The following is a 17042-nucleotide window of genomic DNA, read 5'->3' as shown; positions in this document are numbered from 1 at the left end:
AATAAGTTGTTAACATTACTATATGGAGTTATAGTCCAGATGGTTCATACAATAAAAATTGTGGAATAGTAAAACGTTTGGAGCATGGATTTCAATAAAAGTGTGTTAAAATTAATATAATAAAGTTGAGTAATTTTTTAAAAAAATTTGTATAATTGATATATATGAAAATAAAGGAGGCAAAATGTAATGAAAGATATTATGAAAAAAGTTGATTTAACAGATGCCAAATCAAGTAATCTTGTTGCACTAATTTATAGTAATGAAGTTATATTAGTTGAAGACGCATTTTGTCCAAATGAAATAAAATTAAAGTTTAATGAAATTGCAATTTTATCTGCAATTAAAACAGCCCATATTGCGAAAGTGTCTATTAGGAAAGAACTTGAAGCGCTTTTTCATGATACGGGTGTTATATTAGTGAAACAAAATGTTGATTATGGTAGTAGCCAATCTATTACCATGCATTTTGAGCAATTTAAAAAATTGCAAGATGAGATTGAACATTTAAATAAAAGTATATAATAAAGCAGCTAAATAAAGGTTCTATCATAAAGGTGGAATGTGTTGTGTTGAAAAAGTGGTTTAAAAATTATTTGGGTGAATCGCATTGTAAACATAAATATATTTTTATTAAGATGCAGGATAATGAGGATTTTAAAAAAGGTATATTAGGTGTAGTTTATATTTACTAGTGTGAGAAATGTGGAAAAGAGAAGCTGAAATGTAAAAACAATAATGAAATAAACAATGAATTTTTAGATATATAGCAAAAAGTAACCATGATGGTTACTTTTTTTGCTTATGTATGCAATATCAAAACCATTACTAAAGTATGAGTTGAGTTGATACTATAGTAAATCGCTGAATAAAAATGAAGAGAGTAAGATATAGGGAAGGAGGATGAGAGAAATGAAGCGAAAAGAAATTAGTAAATCTGTAATTATTACAGGTGTGACACAAGGGTTAGGACGTGCGATGGTTGATCGATTTCATGAATTAGGGTGGAACATATATGGTTGTGGACGTTCAAAAGATAAAATTGAAGAACTAAAAAAACAGTACAGTAAAATACATGATTTCCAAGTAATTGATGTTTCAGATTCTCAGCAAGTTAACAATTGGGCAAATTATATACTTAATAGACATACGGCTCCCAATCTGATAATAAATAATGCATCGATTGTAAATCAAAATGCACAACTTTGGAAAATTACGGCTCAAGAATTCGAAAGTGTAATGAATGTAAACGTGAATGGTGTAGTAAATGTAATAAGAGCGTTTGTTCCCGCAATGGTATCTAGGAAAGAAGGAATTATCATTAATATGAGTTCTAGTTGGGGGAGAGAAGGTGAAGCTGAGCTTGCGCCATATTGTGCCTCGAAATTTGCAATTGAAGGTATCACTAAATCTATGGCCCTGGAATTACCCCATGGCATGGCTGTAGTTGCTTTAGATCCTGGAGGGAGTATTAGTACTCCAATGCTGAAGTCATGTGCGCCACAATATATAAATGAATCGCCTACACCTGAAACTTGGTCACATAAAGCGATTGAATATATATTGAATATAACAATAGATAAAAATGGAGATTCATTGACATGCCCAGCATGCGTATAAAAAGCACCTTTAAGGTGCTTTTTATATTAGTAGCACATTATATCATTCACAAAATTACATCTGAAAAATAAAATAAAAGATTAAGGGGGAGATTTGTTTGTTTTGAAAGCTTTAGAAAATATTTGAATAGGTGATAAAAATGAATCCAAGCAGTTTAAAAGTGACAGGGGCATGGTTTCAAGTAGGGGGGAATCTTACAGCTGCTATTGGAACGACAAGAGGATTTATTGGAGAAGAGAAAGTTGAATCGGAACTTGTTATTGTAGGAAGCTCATTACAAGCCCTCGGGTATATATTACAAATCATTGCGAGCAATTATGATGATGGGGAAGAAAAAAGAGAGAATCAAAGTAAATTACTTGATCAAATAGGAATTGAGTTATTAGCATTAGGAAATATATCAAATGTAATAGGAATATATTTTAATATAAATGAACAATTGAAAGAGAATGATTATCTTATCATTACAGGGAACAGTTTACAATCGATTGGTGCTTTTTTAGGAGTAGAAGCAGCTTTGGTGGATATAAATGTATTACAGAAAATTATTATACTGGGTAACTCCATGCAAAGTTTAGGAGCTGGATTACAAGCGTATCAAGGTGTTTTAAATGTATTGAAAGATGAGAAAGAAAATAAAGATAGTATTTTTGATAAGAAGGATGAGAGAATCATTGCACTCATTGGTATTTGGATACAAGCGATAGGAACGTTAATTTCCGCAATTGGAATAACTGCAATAGAGGAAGAAAATAGGCTAGAAAACAATGAAAAGTCTGAAATACTTATATAAATAGAAGGGGATACATTGATTTTAGAGGCAGGTTAAGATTAAAATGGTAGTAGGTTTTTTTGCGTATATTTTGAAAAGTGATATATAAAATATAAAATAAGGAGTTTTCAAGGGATGATGTATTTATTAGCAATTTTTCTTCCACCTGTTGCTGTATTATTTTGTGGAAAACCAATTCAGGCAATCATAAATTTCATATTAACATTAATATTTTGGGTTCCAGGAGTTATACACGCAATTCTTGTAGTGCATGATAAAAAAGCTGATCGGCGTTTGAAAAAACAAATTCAAGCATATGATGAAATTAATAAGAGAAATCGAAGATAATTCATCTGCCAAATGTTTTTAAAAGAAAGGAGGATTAACCTCCTTTCTTTTTTAGTGGGTGTTAAGTTTAAATTTTTGTGTGGCGGAAAGAATTTTTAATGTAAGTATTATGATAATAACTTTTAGATTGTGCATGTAATAGGCCAGTATAAATGCTTTCTGGTACATTAAAGAAATCATACATACCATGCTTTAATTGGATTCGCAAAATCATAGAAAAAGGATTATAACCAACAGCAACTATATTTTTTGAGGTAACCGGAGATAGCTTCATTATTATGCAACTCCTTATTTTTCATTTTTAATAATTCTTTGTAGGAAACGGTATTGTGGTGTTGAAATCTTTATAATTAAAGAGGTATTATACCAATATTAAATATATTAAATATTGGTTATACGTAATTATAAGTAAGTTCACACGAAGTTCATATCGATATGCTATTTTTATTTCACCTTTGATTTATTAATAAGAAAATATTGACCATTTGAAAAAAAGGTATATTATTTATACGAGGTAATAAAAATTCACTTCTTTCATTATTATGCTAAAAGGGGCAGCATTATTAGAAAATTAGAAGTGAAAATAGTATGTATAAGAGCCATTCTAAAATTTGTAATCTGTGAATTGGGAAAATATTGAATGCTCCAGGTCAATACACTTTCTTGCCTAAACGTATTTACGAAAGTGACCTCAATATTTTTAATTAAATCAACGGGAGAATTGAAAGGCAGGAGAAAGTAACATGTCAGAAAATTATCGTTCTCGCGAGGAGCGACGACAAGTTAAAAAGAAAAAACAACCAGCTTCTAAAACACAAAAACCAAAAGGTAAAACATCATTTTTCCGCAAGTTTTTAATTACTTGTTTATTACTTGGTATTGTAGGTTTAGTGGCGGGGGTTGCTACCTTTTTCGTAATGATTAAGGACGCACCAAAACTGGAAAAAGCAAAACTTGTTAATCCGTTATCCTCAAAAATTTATGATAAAAACGGGGATTTGGTATATGAATATGGAAAAGAAAAAAGGACGAATGTTACGTATGATCAAATACCTAAATTAGTAGAAAATGCATTTTTAGCGACAGAAGATTCACGTTTTTATGAGCATAGCGGAGTAGACTTTAAAGGTACTGCCCGTGCTGTTTTAGTGAGTCTTAAAGGAGATTATGGCTCTCAAGGTGGAAGTACGATAACGCAGCAAGTTATTAAAAACTACTTCTTATCTATGGATAAAACACCAAAGCGTAAGGCGCAAGAAATATATTTAGCTTATAAGCTAGAACAACAGTATTCAAAACATGAAATATTAGAGATGTACTTAAATAAAATTAACTTAGGTAATCGTTCATATGGTATCGCAACAGCAGCACAAAACTACTATGGTAAAGAATTGAAGGACTTAACATTACCAGAAGTTGCGATGCTTGCAGGTTTACCGAAAGCACCGAATAACTATGATCCAACGAAAAAAGAAAATGTTCAAAAAGCAACAGAAAGAAGAAATGTTGTTCTAAACTTAATGAATCGACATGGATATATAACAAAACAGGAAATGGAAGAAGCGATAAAAGTTGACGTAGAAAAGGGACTCAAGCCTGCAGCTCAACTACAAACAATGCCATACCCTGCATTTATGGATGCAGTTGTGAAAGAAGTAGAAAAAGAATTACCAGATGCTAATATCGGTTCTGACGGTTTAGAAATTTATACAACGTTAGATCCGAAAGCACAGAAACTTGCTGATAATATTTTAAATAATAATATCATTGATTATCCGAACGATAAATTCCAAGGTGCATTCACATTTATGGATACGAAAACAGGAGAAGTTCGTGCTATAGGTAGTGGCCGTGGAGAAAATAAAGCTGTATTTAAAGGGCATAATATGGCAATTGAATTAGATCGTGCAGCTGGTTCAACGATGAAGCCGATTTTCGACTACGCTCCTGCAATTGAATATTTAAAATGGGCTACGTACCATCAAATTGATGACTCTCCATTTAAGTATTCAACGGGACAAGAAGTACGAAATGCAGATAGAAGTCATATGGGTCCAATTACAATGCGTGAAGCATTAAAAATGTCGCGTAATATTCCTGCAATTAAAACTGCAAAAGAAGTAGGGATTAGTAAATCGAAAGAATTCTCTGAGAAACTAGGTATTACATTTAATACAGCACCGACAGAATCGACAGCGATTGGTACAAATGAAGTATCGCCAACTGAAATAGCGGGTGCTTATGCGGCATTTGGTAATGAAGGTAAATATACGAAACCGCATTTTGTTAAGAAAGTCGTTTATCCAGACGGTAAGTCACAAAGTTTTGGACAAAAACCAAAACAAGTTATGACAGATTCTACCGCATACATGGTTACTGATATGCTTCGTTCTGTAGTTACATCAGGTACTGGTACATCGGCAAATGTAGGCTCTTTAGATGTAGCTGGTAAAACGGGTACGACAAACTATTCATCAAAGCAATTAGCTCAATATAAAATTCCAGAAAGTGCAACTCGTGATAGTTGGTTCGCTGGATATACACCGCAATATACGATGGCAGTATGGACTGGGTATATGAAAGATGGTAAAGACGAGTATATTAGTAGTAAAAATACGAAAATTGCACAGTTGATCTTTAAAGAAATGATGAGCGAAATGGCTACAGATAAATCACGCTTTAAAATGCCAAGTAGCGTTATTCAAGAAGGTAGTGAGCTACGTATAAAAGGTGAAAAACGTGATTCATCGCCAAATACTAGCGTACCGGATACAACGGAGCAACCAAAACAAGATCAACAGCAAAAAACTGAAGAAGAGAAAAAGCAAGAAGAATTAAAGAAACAAGAAGAACTGAAAAAACAAGAAGAACAAAAGAAACAAGAGGAACTTAAGAAGCAAGAAGAACAAAAGAAACTAGAAGAGCAAAAGAAACAAGAAGAAGAAAAGAAACAAAATGAACAAAATAACGGAAATGGTCAAGGAACGACACCTCCAGCGAATAACGGAGGAGGCCAAGGAACGACACCTCCAGCAAATAACGGAGGAGGCCAAGGAACGACACCTCCAGCAAATAACGGAGGAGGTCAAGGAACGACACCTCCAGCGAATAATAATGGAGGTCAAGGAACTCCAACCCCACCTGCAACAGTACAACCAAATAATGGTGGAAATGCAGGAGAGGTTCCTGCTAATAATGGGCAATAAGAAAAATTTATAAAAAATATTAAAAAGCACTTAAGATTTGTGAAAATTACAATCTTAAGTGCTTTTTTCATTTAAATGTAGTAGCTATGAAATGATGTGTTTTAAATGTTAAACGTACCATAAAAATTTTGAAAATAAATTGATGGGAAATGATAAAAGACTTGAGCTTGAGGTAGTGGAGCGTAGCTAGGATGATAAAAGGTAGTGCTACTTGGATGGGCACCATGATGCCAAAATGAAGGGGTAACTTGACCGGGAATTTGATATTGCTGCCAAGTTGCGGGAAGTTCAATTCCTACATCGGAGCTAGCTGTATGAACTGCAGGAACATGTATCCCAGGAGTCGAAGGAACTACGGCAGTTACTCTTAATAATACCCACATAAAATATTCACTCCTAAGTTGTGTTAATAAATTAGTATATTCTTTTCACACGTATAAAGGTACATATATAGGACTTTCGTTTAAAACATGCGTACAAAGTCTTAAGACTAATGTAAGCTGATGGTGGACTATTTAATATGAAAAGATACGTCTATTTGCGGAGGGAAAAGAGATAAAAAAAATATACAATGAGGGTGTTAATCGTAATATTTTACGAGTGTATGGAGGTATTTTTATGGAACGATTATGGACGAAATCATTTATTCAAATGACTTTCGCAATGTTATTTTTATTTACAGCATTTTATTTACTTGTTCCAACGCTCCCGCTCTTTATTAAAGAGATAGGTGGCAATGAATCGCAAGTTGGACTTATGATGGGGATGTTTACAATAGCTGCGGTTGTAATACGACCGATTATTGGAGGAATGTTAGATCAATATGGTAGAAGATCCTTTATTATTTTCGGACTCATCTTTTTTGGCTTAACGATGTATTCCTATAATATAGCATCGACTATTGTCCTTTTAGCTGTTTTACGTGTTATTCACGGAGTAACATGGGCTGTTTCTACAACAGCTGTTGGAACAGCAATAACGGATATTATTCCAGATTCACGCCGCGGTGAAGGTATGGGTTGGTACGGGATGGCGATGACAATTGCAATGGCGATCGGACCTATGATTGGATTATGGGTTGTGCAAAATTATTCATTTGATGGTCTATTTTTATTAGCGACGTTGTTATCTTTTATGGCAGTCGTATTATCATTAATAACGAAGATGCCATTTACGCCACAAAAAGAAAAAGGGAAGATGCAGCTATTTGAGAAATCCGTATTAACAATCACGATTGTAGTATTCTTTTTATCGTTTGCATATGGAGGAATAACAACCTTTTTACCGTTATTTGCATCATCAATTCATGTGAATCCGGGAACTTTCTTTCTTGTATATGCAATTGCATTAACAATTGTAAGACCAATTTCAGGGAAACTATTAGATAAGTATGGAGAAGTATTCATTATACTTCCAGCATTATGTATTACTATTTTAGCTATAGTTGTTTTAACTATTTCAAATGGTTTGATAGGTGTAATTATTGCAGCAACATTATACGGTATTGGATTTGGTTCAGCACAGCCAGCTTTGCAAGCGGCAATGCTTACAATTGTCGATCCGAGTAAAAGAGGAGTTGCAAATGCTTCATTTTTTACAGCGTTTGATTTAGGAATCGGGTTAGGTGCTATTTTACTTGGAGTTGTTTCACAAATGTTTGGTTATCGTATTTTATTTTCAGGGAGTGCAATTTCAGCATTGATAGCCTTAATTATTTTCGTCTTTTTTGTAAAACAACGATTAGGAAAAAAAGAGTTTGCGTAAACTGGAGGAATAAAGATGAGAATTTCAATTGATCGTAAGGCTCTGCAATGGTTCCAGGAAGAATTACGTATAAAGCACGGTGAATCTGTACGTTTTACTGTAAGGTACGGAGGGAATAGTTCAATTCAGCCCGGATATTCTTTAGGGGTTGTTGCTGAGAAACCCGATGGCGAAATAGTGTCAGTTGAGAAGGAAGGTATTATATTTTTTGTAGATTCTGATGATCTTTGGTATTTTCAAAACTATGATTTATTTGTAAGTTATCATGAGGAAATAGAAGAAATTCAATTTAATTATGTAAAATAATAACTTTATTAAAAATGAATAAGTTTTATATAAAAATTATATTTAAGAGATATTGAAATAAATATCATATAGTAACGAGCTGTATTTATGTACAGCTCGTTTTTTCTATTTCTCAAATAAAATTAGAATAATTGTATATTTGGCGGTGTTATATGAAAAATCTTTATATCTTGTTTTTGAAAATACGCAAAGAAGTCTATCCTTTCTTTATAAAATATAAGAATTATTTTCAAAAAATTGTATTGTTACAGTAAGAAAAGTGTAGGAAACTTATCATTATAAAATAAATTGAAATCTTCTAAAAACTCTGATACATTGAAATAGAAATGTAGTTTCACAATATTGTAAAGGCTTACAGTTATGTGCACGAAGATCTATTAGGATTGGAGGAAATAATGATGAAAGCTGAAGAAAAATTTTCCCCGGGATTAGATGGTATAGTGGCAGCGGAGACGAAAATCTCGTTTCTTGACACAGTAAAAGGTGAAATTGTAATTCAAGGGTATGACTTAATCGAACTCTCAAAAACAAAAGAGTATTTAGACATTGTGCACCTTTTATTGGAGGAACATCTACCGAATGAAGATGAAAAAGCAACACTTGAAAAGAAATTAAAAGAAGAATATGCAGTACCAGAAGGTGTATTCAACGTACTAAAGGCATTGCCTAAAGAGACGCATCCCATGGATGGATTACGTACAGGTGTGTCAGCGTTAGCTGGTTACGATAATGATATCGAAAACCGCTCGTTAGAAGTGAATAAAAGCCGAGGGTACAAGCTGTTAAGTAAAGTGCCAAACATTGTAGCAAATAGCTATCATATTTTAAATAATGAGGAGCCAATTGAACCTCTTAAAGAATTATCATATAGTGCGAATTTCTTCTATATGTTAACTGGTAAAAAACCAACTGAACTTGAGGAAAAGATCTTTGATCGTTCCCTTGTTTTATATAGTGAGCATGAAATGCCAAACTCTACATTTACAGCTCGCGTTATTGCATCAACACAATCAGATTTATACGGTGCTCTAACAGGTGCAGTTGCATCTTTAAAAGGAAGTTTACATGGCGGTGCAAATGAAGCGGTTATGTACATGCTTTTAGAAGCTGGTAATGTTGAGAAATTTGAAGAGTTATTACAGAAGAAACTATATAACAAAGAAAAAATTATGGGCTTTGGACACCGTGTTTATATGAAGAAGATGGATCCAAGAGCACTGATGATGAAGGAAGCTTTAAAACAGTTATGTGATGTAAAAGGTGATTATACACTATATGAAATGTGTGAAGCTGGAGAAAAGATTATGGAAAAAGAAAAAGGAATTTATCCAAATCTTGATTATTATGCAGCTCCAGTATATTGGATGCTAGGTATTCCAATTCAACTTTACACACCAATCTTCTTTAGCTCTAGAACAGTGGGGTTATGTGCGCACGTTATTGAGCAACATGCAAATAATCGTTTGTTCCGTCCACGTGTAAATTATATTGGCGAGCGACATGTACTTAGTAAATAAGAACAACTGGGGAGTTGTTAGCGCCGCCCGCCAGATGGGTGTTTGACCGACACCCATCATTAATAATAACGAATTTTCGACAGAAAGGGAAGAATAGCATGATTAAAACAAATGAAATTAAGCAAAAAGATGCATTATTAGAAGAGATTACCGATTATGTATTAAATAAAGAGGTTACTAGTGCAGAAGCATTCAGCACAGCTCGTTACGTATTACTTGATACACTTGGATGTGGAATTTTAGCACTGCAATATCCAGAATGTACGAAATTACTAGGACCAGTTGTGCCAGGAACAATCGTGCCAAATGGTACACGTGTACCAGGTACGTCTTATGTACTAGATCCAGTAAAAGGTGCATTTAATATCGGATGTATGATCCGTTGGTTAGACTATAACGATACTTGGCTTGCAGCAGAGTGGGGACATCCATCTGATAACCTAGGCGGAATTTTAGCAGTTGCAGATTATATTAGCCGTGTTCGTATTTTAGAAGGAAAAGAAGCTTTAAAAGTACGTGAAGTATTAGAAATGATGATTAAAGCACATGAAATTCAAGGCGTGCTTGCTTTAGAAAACAGCTTAAACAGAGTTGGTCTTGACCATGTATTATATGTAAAAGTAGCAACAACTGCAGTAGTTGCGAAAATGCTTGGCGGAACACGTGAAGAAATCTTTAATGCATTATCACATGCGTGGATTGATAATTCTAGTCTTCGTACATATCGTCATGCTCCAAATACGGGCTCACGTAAATCATGGGCTGCAGGTGACGCAACGAGCCGCGGTGTTCATCTTGCAATGACTGCTCTAAAAGGTGAAATGGGTTATCCAACAGCATTATCTGCGCCAGGATGGGGATTCCAAGATGTATTATTCAATAAACAAGAATTAAAATTAGCAAGACCACTAGAGTCATATGTAATGGAAAATGTATTATTTAAAGTGTCATATCCAGCAGAATTCCATGCACAAACGGCTGCAGAATGTGCAGTGAAGTTGCATCCGGAAATTAAAGAGAGATTAGATGAAATTGACCGTATTACAATTACAACTCATGAATCAGCAATTCGTATTATTGATAAAGAAGGTCCATTAAATAACCCAGCTGATCGTGATCATTGCTTACAATACATTACGGCAATTGGTTTATTAAAAGGAGATATCGTTGCAGACGATTATGAAGATGCAGTAGCAAACGATCCACGTGTAGATGAATTACGTAATAAGATGGTTGTTGTTGAAAACAAACAGTACAGTTTAGATTACCTTGACCCGAACAAGCGCTCAATCGCCAACGCTGTTCAAGTTCACTTTAAAGATGGCACAGTAATAGAAAATGTGGAATGTGAATATCCACTTGGTCACCGCTTCCGTAGAGACGAAGCAATTCCAAAAGTTGTTCAAAAATTCACTGCAAATATGGCAGGTCATTATTCTAGTAAGCAACAAGAACAAATTCATGAAGTTTGTTTAAATGAAGAAAAACTAGAAAATATGAATGTAAACGAATTTGTAGATCTATTCTTAATTTAATAATAGGGGGAATTTAGAATGGCTTGGGTTGTGAAAAAGCAGTCAACACAAGAGGAGCTTGCGAATCGATTCCGAGCTTTAGTAGAAGCAAATGAAATTTTGCAAATTCCAGGTGCTCATGATGCAATGGCGGCTTTAGTTGCAAAAAATACAGGTTTTTCAGCTCTTTATTTATCAGGAGCTGCTTATACTGCAAGTAAAGGCTTACCAGATTTAGGTATCGTGACGGCTACTGAAGTGGCTGAGAGAGCAAGAGATTTAGTAAGAGCTACAGACTTACCTGTTCTTGTTGACATTGATACAGGATTTGGTGGTGTACTAAATGTGGCGAGAACAGCTGTAGAAATGATGGAAGCGAAAGTAGCAGCTGTCCAAATTGAAGATCAGCAATTACCCAAAAAATGTGGACATTTAAATGGTAAGAAACTTGTTACTACAGAAGAATTGGTTCAAAAAATTAAAGCGATTAAAGAAGTTGCACCGAGCTTATACATTGTGGCACGTACTGATGCTCGCGGCGTTGAAGGATTAGATGAAGCAATTGAAAGAGCAAATGCATATGTAAAAGCAGGTGCAGACGCAATTTTCCCTGAAGCGCTTCAATCAGAGGAAGAATTCCGTCTATTTAATAGGAAGATAAATGCACCTTTGCTTGCGAATATGACTGAATTCGGAAAAACTCCATATTATAGTGCAGAGGAATTTGCGAATATGGGCTTCCAAATGGTTATTTATCCTGTAACTTCACTTCGCGTTGCAGCGAAAGCGTATGAAAATGTGTTTGCTTTAATTAAAGAAACAGGTTCTCAAAAAGATGCACTTTCTAATATGCAAACGAGAAGTGAATTATACGAAACAATTTCATATCATGACTTTGAAGAGTTAGATACTGGTATTGCAAAAACAGTATTATCAGAAGATCAATAGATAAAGCAGCGAAGGCGATGAAAATACATCTTTGGCAAAATAAAATGCTTGATGTGAAAAATCATCGCCTTCTATTTTCAAAAAAGATATTCCACTCATCGTAGACGAGCATAAGCAAAAAGCTATGAAAGCCGAATGATAGGGGGATACATATGGAGAAAACGAAGTTACCATGGGATGAATTTTTTTCACTCAAGAAAGATATAAATCATACTTACTTTACACCAGAAGATTTTTCAGGTGATGAAGATTTAATCGCAAAAACGACAGAACAATTTGTTAAACAAGAAATTGTTCCACAAATGGAGAATATTGAACAACATAACTATAAAGTTTCTCGTCAATTATTTGAGAAAGCTGGGGAACTTGGATTATTAGGCATTGAGGTACCAGAAGATTATGGCGGGTTCGAGTTAGGAAAGGCTGTCTCAGGTCTTGTAGCAGAGAAAATGGGTTACGCTGGTGCGTTTAGCGTTTCTTTTAATATACACGCTGGTGTCAGTACATTGCCTTACATATATTATGGAACGAAAGAGCAAAAAGAAAAATATTTACCGAAAATCGCATCGGGAGAATGGATTGGGGCTTATGCTTTAACGGAGCCAAATGCTGGTTCGGATGCATTAAGCGCAAAAACAAGCGCCGTATTAAATGAAGAGGGAACAGCTTGGAAGTTAAATGGTGAGAAGCAATGGATTACAAATGCTCATATGGCAGATGTATACGTTGTTTTTGCGAAGACAAATAAAGGAATGACAGCGTTTATTGTCGAAAGAACATGTGAAGGTGTATCTATTGGATTAGAAGAAAAGAAAATGGGGATTAAAGGTTCTTCAACAGCGACTCTTATTTTAGAAGATGTTGTCATCCCTGCTGAAAATGTTTTAGGGGAAGTTGGGAAAGGGCATCACGTAGCTCTTAATATTCTTAACTTTGCTAGACTTAAACTTGCTTTTGGAAATATTGGAACAGCAAAACAAGCAATTGGTTTGTCGGTTCAATATGGAAAAGAGCGAAAACAGTTCCAAACGGAATTAGTAGACTTTACGATGATTCAAGAGAAGATTGCAAATATGATCATTGCTACATATGGAGCCGAAAGTGCAGCTTATCGTACAGCAGGTGTAATTGATGAAGCAATTCATGAGAGCGATGAGGATCTTATGAAGAAAATGTCCCAATTTGCAATTGAATGTGCACTGAATAAAGTAAATGCTTCTGAAACACTTGCTTATATCGTAGATGAAGCTGTACAAATTCATGGTGGTTACGGTTATATGCAAGAATATGAGGTAGAACGATTATATCGTGATGCTAGAATTAGTCGTATTTTTGAAGGAACGAACGAAATTAATAGATTAACAGTTGCTAAAATGTTAATGAAGCAAATCGAACAATTAGAAGATACTGAAGTAGAAAGTGATGTAGCAAATGTCGAAAGAAACCATCGTTACATTTTATTAGCGAAAAAATTGTTGAAACAATCTTTGAAAACGCTCTCTAAAACTCCGGGTCTAAAAATTGACCAAGAACAAGAATATTCACGTGTAATTTCAAATATGTTGACGGACGTGTACGTCATGGAATCAGCGTTTTTACGTACGAGAAAAGCGGTAAGTAAAAATGGTGAGGAAAAAGAACGTACGAAGCAATTAATAACGGATGTTATTTGTGAAGAAGGATACCGTAAAGTAGAAGAAGCGGCGATTTCTGTACTTTCAGCAGCTGTCACAGAAGAACAAGATAGACATGTGATTTTAGCTGAAATCCGTCAATTATTAGTGCCTGTATACACGAACGTATTTACGAAGAAGAGAGAAATTGCGAAAGCTATTATAAATCGTGGGAAATATATTGTGTAAATAGGAGGAAAGCGATATGAAAAAGATTGGTTTTATCGGTTTAGGTAACATGGGTCTTCCAATGTCAAAAAATCTAGTTAAATCAGGTTACACAGTATATGGCGTGGACTTAAATAAAGAGGCGGAAGCGTCCTTTGAAAAAGAAGGCGGAATTATCGGTCTATCAATCTCAAAACTAGCAGAAACATGTGATGTAGTTTTTACAAGTTTACCTTCACCTCGCGCTGTTGAAGCGGTATATTTTGGAGCAGAAGGATTATTTGAAAATGGTCACTCGAATGTAGTTTTCATTGATACAAGTACGGTATCGCCGCAGTTAAACAAACAGTTAGAGGAAGCTGCAAAGGAAAGGAAAGTAGACTTTTTAGCAGCACCTGTGAGCGGTGGTGTAATCGGAGCCGAAAACCGTACATTAACGTTTATGGTTGGTGGATCAAAAGAGGTATATGAGAAAACGGAATCTATCATGGGCGTACTAGGCGCGAACATTTTCCACGTTAGTGAGCAGATTGATAGTGGTACAACTGTTAAGTTAATTAATAACTTATTAATTGGTTTTTATACAGCTGGTGTGAGTGAAGCTTTAACATTAGCGAAAAAGAACAATATGGATTTAGATAAAATGTTTGATATTTTAAATGTAAGTTACGGTCAAAGTAGAATTTATGAACGTAATTATAAAAGTTTTATAGCACCTGAAAACTACGAGCCAGGATTTACTGTGAATTTATTGAAGAAAGATTTAGGATTTGCAGTTGACTTAGCTAAGGAAAGCGAACTCCATTTACCGGTAAGCGAAATGTTATTAAACGTATATGACGAAGCGAGTCAAGATGGATATGGTGAAAACGATATGGCTGCTTTATATAAGAAAGTTAGCGAGCAATTAATTTCTAATCAAAAATAAATTATACAAAGGAGAGAATACAATGATTACAACTGAAATTAAACGAGTAAAAAATCACATTAACGGTGAGTGGGTTGAATCGACAGGTACGGAAGTAGAAGCAGTGCCAAATCCAGCGACTGGGAAAATTAGCGCTTACGTTCCACTATCTCCAAAAGAAGATGTCGAAAAAGCTGTTGAAGCGGCAAAAGCAGCATTTGAAACATGGTCTAAAGTACCAGTTCCGAATCGTTCAAGAAATTTATATAAATATTTACAGCTATTACAAGAAAACAAAGATGAGCTTGCAAAAATCATTACGCTAGAAAATGGTAAGACGCTAACGGATGCAACAGGTGAAGTACAGCGTGGTATTGAAGCGGTAGAACTTGCAACATCTACGCCAAATTTAATGATGGGTCAAGCACTTCCGAATATCGCTAGCGGAATTGATGGATCGATTTGGCGCTACCCAATCGGAGTTGTTGCTGGTATTACGCCGTTTAACTTCCCGATGATGATTCCGTTATGGATGTTCCCACTTGCAATTGCTTGCGGTAATACATTCGTATTAAAAACATCTGAAAGAACGCCACTTTTAGCGGAGCGACTTGTAGAGTTATTCTATGAAGCTGGTTTTCCAAAAGGAGTATTAAATTTAGTACAAGGCGGAAAAGATGTTGTAAATAGCATTTTAGAAAATAAAGATATTCAAGCTGTTTCATTCGTTGGATCTGAGCCGGTAGCTCGTTACGTTTATGAAACTGGTACGAAACACGGGAAACGTGTACAAGCGTTAGCTGGTGCGAAAAACCATGCGATTGTAATGCCAGATTGCAATCTTGAGAAAACAGTACAAGGTGTAATTGGATCTGCATTCGCAAGTAGTGGAGAGCGCTGCATGGCATGTTCAGTAGTAGCAGTAGTAGATGAAATTGCTGATGAATTCATTGATGTATTAGTAGCAGAAACGAAAAAATTAAAAGTAGGCGATGGTTTTAACGAAGAGAACTATGTTGGACCATTAATCCGTGAATCTCATAAAGAGCGCGTTTTAGGCTATATTAATAGCGGTGTAGCAGATGGGGCAACTTTATTAGTAGATGGCCGTAAAATTAAGGAAGAAGTTGGAGAAGGTTACTTTGTAGGTGCAACAATCTTTGATGGCGTGAATCAAGAAATGAAAATTTGGCAAGATGAGATTTTTGCTCCAGTATTAAGCATTGTACGAGTTAAAGATTTAGAAGAAGGTATTAAACTAACAAATCAATCTAAATTTGCAAATGGTGCAGTTATTTATACGTCAAACGGTAAACATACACAAACGTTCCGTGATAATATCGATGCTGGTATGATCGGTGTAAACGTAAATGTTCCAGCACCAATGGCATTCTTCGCATTTGCAGGAAACAAAGCGTCATTCTTTGGTGATTTAGGTACAAATGGTACAGATGGCGTTCAATTCTATACACGTAAAAAAGTTGTAACTGAGCGCTGGTTTTAATATAAAATAAACAGCCAAATTAGTTATTAAATGAAAACCACCACTATTAATAGTGGTGGTTTTCATCTTGTTAATTACTTTTTTCAAAAGCAAGTTTAATACCAAAACCAATTAAGACGACTCCCGTTAACCCTTGAATATAACGTTGCGTCTTCGGTTTTTTCATAAAAGCACTAATTTTATCAATTAAAAATATATAAAAAGCGAACCAAATGGCTGTTAAAACGAGGTAAGTAAGGCCCATTACGAGTAGTTGGATAAACGTATTATGATTTGGATTTAAAAATTGCGGTAAAAACGTTAAAAAGAATACTGCAACTTTAGGGTTTAATAAATTTGTAAGAAATCCTTGGCGAAAGCAAGAAGTATGTTCGTTTTCATTATTCAAAGATAGATCATTTGTATCTAAGTTTTCTTTGTTTCTTACTGCTAAAAGGGCTTTAATACCGATATATATTAAATAGAGAGCCCCAACGTACTTGAAAATAGAAAATAAAAGAGCTGACTTTACAATAAGTGCAGAAAGACCAATTACAGCAGCTAAAGTATGAATTAATAGTGCAATACATGTACCAAACACTGTTTTCACTCCACCGACTTTACCAGCAACCAATGTATTTTTCGTAGCCATTGCTGTATCTGGACCAGGTAAAATGATAAGGCAAATAGACATAATGATGAAAAGAAGATAATTTTCTATCATAGCTGGTATTATCCCCTATAGGTAGACAGTAAAAAAAGAGTCCATCTGATATGATGGACTCAATACTGTTTTATCTGGAGGGGATTTTTTTA

16 protein-coding genes and 1 pseudogene are annotated in these 17042 nt (G+C 34.8%); 14 read left to right on the top strand and 3 right to left on the bottom strand.

Features of this window, described 5'->3' with window-relative positions; all coding sequences use genetic code 11:
* Positions 1-189 precede the first annotated feature (189 nt).
* The 5 genes and pseudogenes from MR169_RS16825 (at position 190) to MR169_RS16805 (ending at position 2740) form a co-directional block, all read left to right on the top strand.
* Entirely contained in the window at positions 190-525 is a 336-nt protein-coding gene (locus tag MR169_RS16825) for a hypothetical protein (protein ID WP_000651906.1), read from the top strand.
* A 44-nt stretch (positions 526-569) separates the two neighbouring features.
* Positions 570-770 (top strand): annotated as a pseudogene (locus MR169_RS16820) (hypothetical protein).
* A 142-nt stretch (positions 771-912) separates the two neighbouring features.
* On the top strand, positions 913-1620 hold the full coding sequence (locus MR169_RS16815; RefSeq protein ID WP_016117759.1) for an SDR family oxidoreductase: 708 nt from the start codon (positions 913-915) through the stop codon (positions 1618-1620).
* 139 nt (positions 1621-1759) lie between these two features.
* A complete protein-coding gene (locus MR169_RS16810; RefSeq protein ID WP_001070041.1) occupies positions 1760-2413 on the top strand; it encodes a DUF6944 family repetitive protein in 654 nt (217 codons plus the stop codon).
* A 114-nt stretch (positions 2414-2527) separates the two neighbouring features.
* Positions 2528-2740, top strand: coding sequence for a YqaE/Pmp3 family membrane protein (locus MR169_RS16805; RefSeq protein WP_000990219.1), 213 nt, complete (start codon positions 2528-2530; stop codon positions 2738-2740).
* A 67-nt stretch (positions 2741-2807) separates the two neighbouring features.
* Here MR169_RS16805 and MR169_RS16800 read toward each other — a convergent pair whose 3' ends face one another.
* The gene (locus MR169_RS16800; protein WP_000777843.1) at positions 2808-3014 is read right to left on the bottom strand and encodes a KTSC domain-containing protein; all 207 of its coding nucleotides are present in this window, start codon (positions 3012-3014) and stop codon (positions 2808-2810) included.
* A 469-nt stretch (positions 3015-3483) separates the two neighbouring features.
* Here MR169_RS16800 and MR169_RS16795 point away from each other — a divergent pair, with 469 nt between their 5' ends.
* The gene (locus tag MR169_RS16795) at positions 3484-5946 is read left to right on the top strand and encodes a transglycosylase domain-containing protein (RefSeq protein ID WP_242319693.1); all 2463 of its coding nucleotides are present in this window, start codon (positions 3484-3486) and stop codon (positions 5944-5946) included.
* 101 nt (positions 5947-6047) lie between these two features.
* On the opposite strand, the gene MR169_RS16790 is transcribed toward MR169_RS16795, so the two are convergent.
* Positions 6048-6329 carry a hypothetical protein gene (locus MR169_RS16790; protein ID WP_000270087.1) on the bottom strand — a complete coding sequence of 94 codons (282 nt, stop codon included), beginning with the start codon at positions 6327-6329 and terminating at the stop codon, positions 6048-6050.
* Positions 6330-6564: 235 nt separating this feature from the next.
* Here MR169_RS16790 and MR169_RS16785 point away from each other — a divergent pair, with 235 nt between their 5' ends.
* The 8 genes from MR169_RS16785 (at position 6565) to MR169_RS16750 (ending at position 16247) form a co-directional block, all read left to right on the top strand.
* On the top strand, positions 6565-7710 hold the full coding sequence (locus MR169_RS16785) for an MFS transporter (protein ID WP_044796249.1): 1146 nt from the start codon (positions 6565-6567) through the stop codon (positions 7708-7710).
* 15 nt (positions 7711-7725) lie between these two features.
* Complete coding sequence (locus tag MR169_RS16780) at positions 7726-8016, top strand: HesB/YadR/YfhF family protein (protein ID WP_242319692.1); 291 nt, start codon at positions 7726-7728, stop codon at positions 8014-8016.
* Between the two features lie 395 nt (positions 8017-8411).
* Positions 8412-9533, top strand: coding sequence for a citrate synthase (gene mmgD, locus MR169_RS16775; protein WP_001987369.1), 1122 nt, complete (start codon positions 8412-8414; stop codon positions 9531-9533).
* Positions 9534-9631: 98 nt separating this feature from the next.
* On the top strand, positions 9632-11068 hold the full coding sequence (gene prpD / locus MR169_RS16770) for a 2-methylcitrate dehydratase (protein ID WP_242319691.1): 1437 nt from the start codon (positions 9632-9634) through the stop codon (positions 11066-11068).
* An 18-nt stretch (positions 11069-11086) separates the two neighbouring features.
* Entirely contained in the window at positions 11087-11995 is a 909-nt protein-coding gene (gene prpB, locus MR169_RS16765) for a methylisocitrate lyase (RefSeq protein WP_242319690.1), read from the top strand.
* Between the two features lie 152 nt (positions 11996-12147).
* Positions 12148-13857 carry an acyl-CoA dehydrogenase family protein gene (locus tag MR169_RS16760; RefSeq protein WP_242319689.1) on the top strand — a complete coding sequence of 570 codons (1710 nt, stop codon included), beginning with the start codon at positions 12148-12150 and terminating at the stop codon, positions 13855-13857.
* Positions 13858-13873: 16 nt separating this feature from the next.
* Positions 13874-14764, top strand: coding sequence for an NAD(P)-dependent oxidoreductase (locus MR169_RS16755; protein ID WP_242319688.1), 891 nt, complete (start codon positions 13874-13876; stop codon positions 14762-14764).
* Between the two features lie 22 nt (positions 14765-14786).
* Positions 14787-16247, top strand: coding sequence for a CoA-acylating methylmalonate-semialdehyde dehydrogenase (locus MR169_RS16750; RefSeq protein WP_242319687.1), 1461 nt, complete (start codon positions 14787-14789; stop codon positions 16245-16247).
* Positions 16248-16317: 70 nt separating this feature from the next.
* Here MR169_RS16750 and MR169_RS16745 read toward each other — a convergent pair whose 3' ends face one another.
* Positions 16318-16950 carry a LysE family translocator gene (locus MR169_RS16745; protein ID WP_000572359.1) on the bottom strand — a complete coding sequence of 211 codons (633 nt, stop codon included), beginning with the start codon at positions 16948-16950 and terminating at the stop codon, positions 16318-16320.
* Positions 16951-17042: the final 92 nt, after the last annotated feature.

This window comes from Bacillus cereus group sp. BfR-BA-01349 (genome assembly GCF_022663795.1).
GTDB lineage: Bacteria > Bacillota > Bacilli > Bacillales > Bacillaceae_G > Bacillus_A > Bacillus_A cereus.
The sequence above is the reverse complement of the archived record's forward strand: the minus strand, read 5'-3'. Positions and strand labels throughout refer to the sequence as shown.

Excerpts from the sequence above, each read along its gene's own strand:
- MR169_RS16800 (WP_000777843.1), bottom strand. The coding sequence starts at position 3,014 with ATGAAGCTATCTCCGGTTACCTCAAAAAATATAGTTGCTGTTGGTTAT.
- MR169_RS16755 (WP_242319688.1), top strand. The coding sequence starts at position 13,874 with ATGAAAAAGATTGGTTTTATCGGTTTAGGTAACATGGGTCTTCCAATG.
- MR169_RS16815 (WP_016117759.1), top strand. The coding sequence starts at position 913 with ATGAAGCGAAAAGAAATTAGTAAATCTGTAATTATTACAGGTGTGACA.
- MR169_RS16780 (WP_242319692.1), top strand. The coding sequence starts at position 7,726 with ATGAGAATTTCAATTGATCGTAAGGCTCTGCAATGGTTCCAGGAAGAA.
- MR169_RS16745 (WP_000572359.1), bottom strand. The coding sequence starts at position 16,950 with ATGATAGAAAATTATCTTCTTTTCATCATTATGTCTATTTGCCTTATC.
- MR169_RS16750 (WP_242319687.1), top strand. The coding sequence starts at position 14,787 with ATGATTACAACTGAAATTAAACGAGTAAAAAATCACATTAACGGTGAG.
- MR169_RS16785 (WP_044796249.1), top strand. The coding sequence starts at position 6,565 with ATGGAACGATTATGGACGAAATCATTTATTCAAATGACTTTCGCAATG.
- MR169_RS16810 (WP_001070041.1), top strand. The coding sequence starts at position 1,760 with ATGAATCCAAGCAGTTTAAAAGTGACAGGGGCATGGTTTCAAGTAGGG.
- prpD (WP_242319691.1), top strand. The coding sequence starts at position 9,632 with ATGATTAAAACAAATGAAATTAAGCAAAAAGATGCATTATTAGAAGAG.
- MR169_RS16795 (WP_242319693.1), top strand. The coding sequence starts at position 3,484 with ATGTCAGAAAATTATCGTTCTCGCGAGGAGCGACGACAAGTTAAAAAG.
- mmgD (WP_001987369.1), top strand. The coding sequence starts at position 8,412 with ATGATGAAAGCTGAAGAAAAATTTTCCCCGGGATTAGATGGTATAGTG.
- prpB (WP_242319690.1), top strand. The coding sequence starts at position 11,087 with ATGGCTTGGGTTGTGAAAAAGCAGTCAACACAAGAGGAGCTTGCGAAT.
- MR169_RS16825 (WP_000651906.1), top strand. The coding sequence starts at position 190 with ATGAAAGATATTATGAAAAAAGTTGATTTAACAGATGCCAAATCAAGT.
- MR169_RS16805 (WP_000990219.1), top strand. The coding sequence starts at position 2,528 with ATGATGTATTTATTAGCAATTTTTCTTCCACCTGTTGCTGTATTATTT.
- MR169_RS16760 (WP_242319689.1), top strand. The coding sequence starts at position 12,148 with ATGGAGAAAACGAAGTTACCATGGGATGAATTTTTTTCACTCAAGAAA.
- MR169_RS16790 (WP_000270087.1), bottom strand. The coding sequence starts at position 6,329 with ATGTGGGTATTATTAAGAGTAACTGCCGTAGTTCCTTCGACTCCTGGG.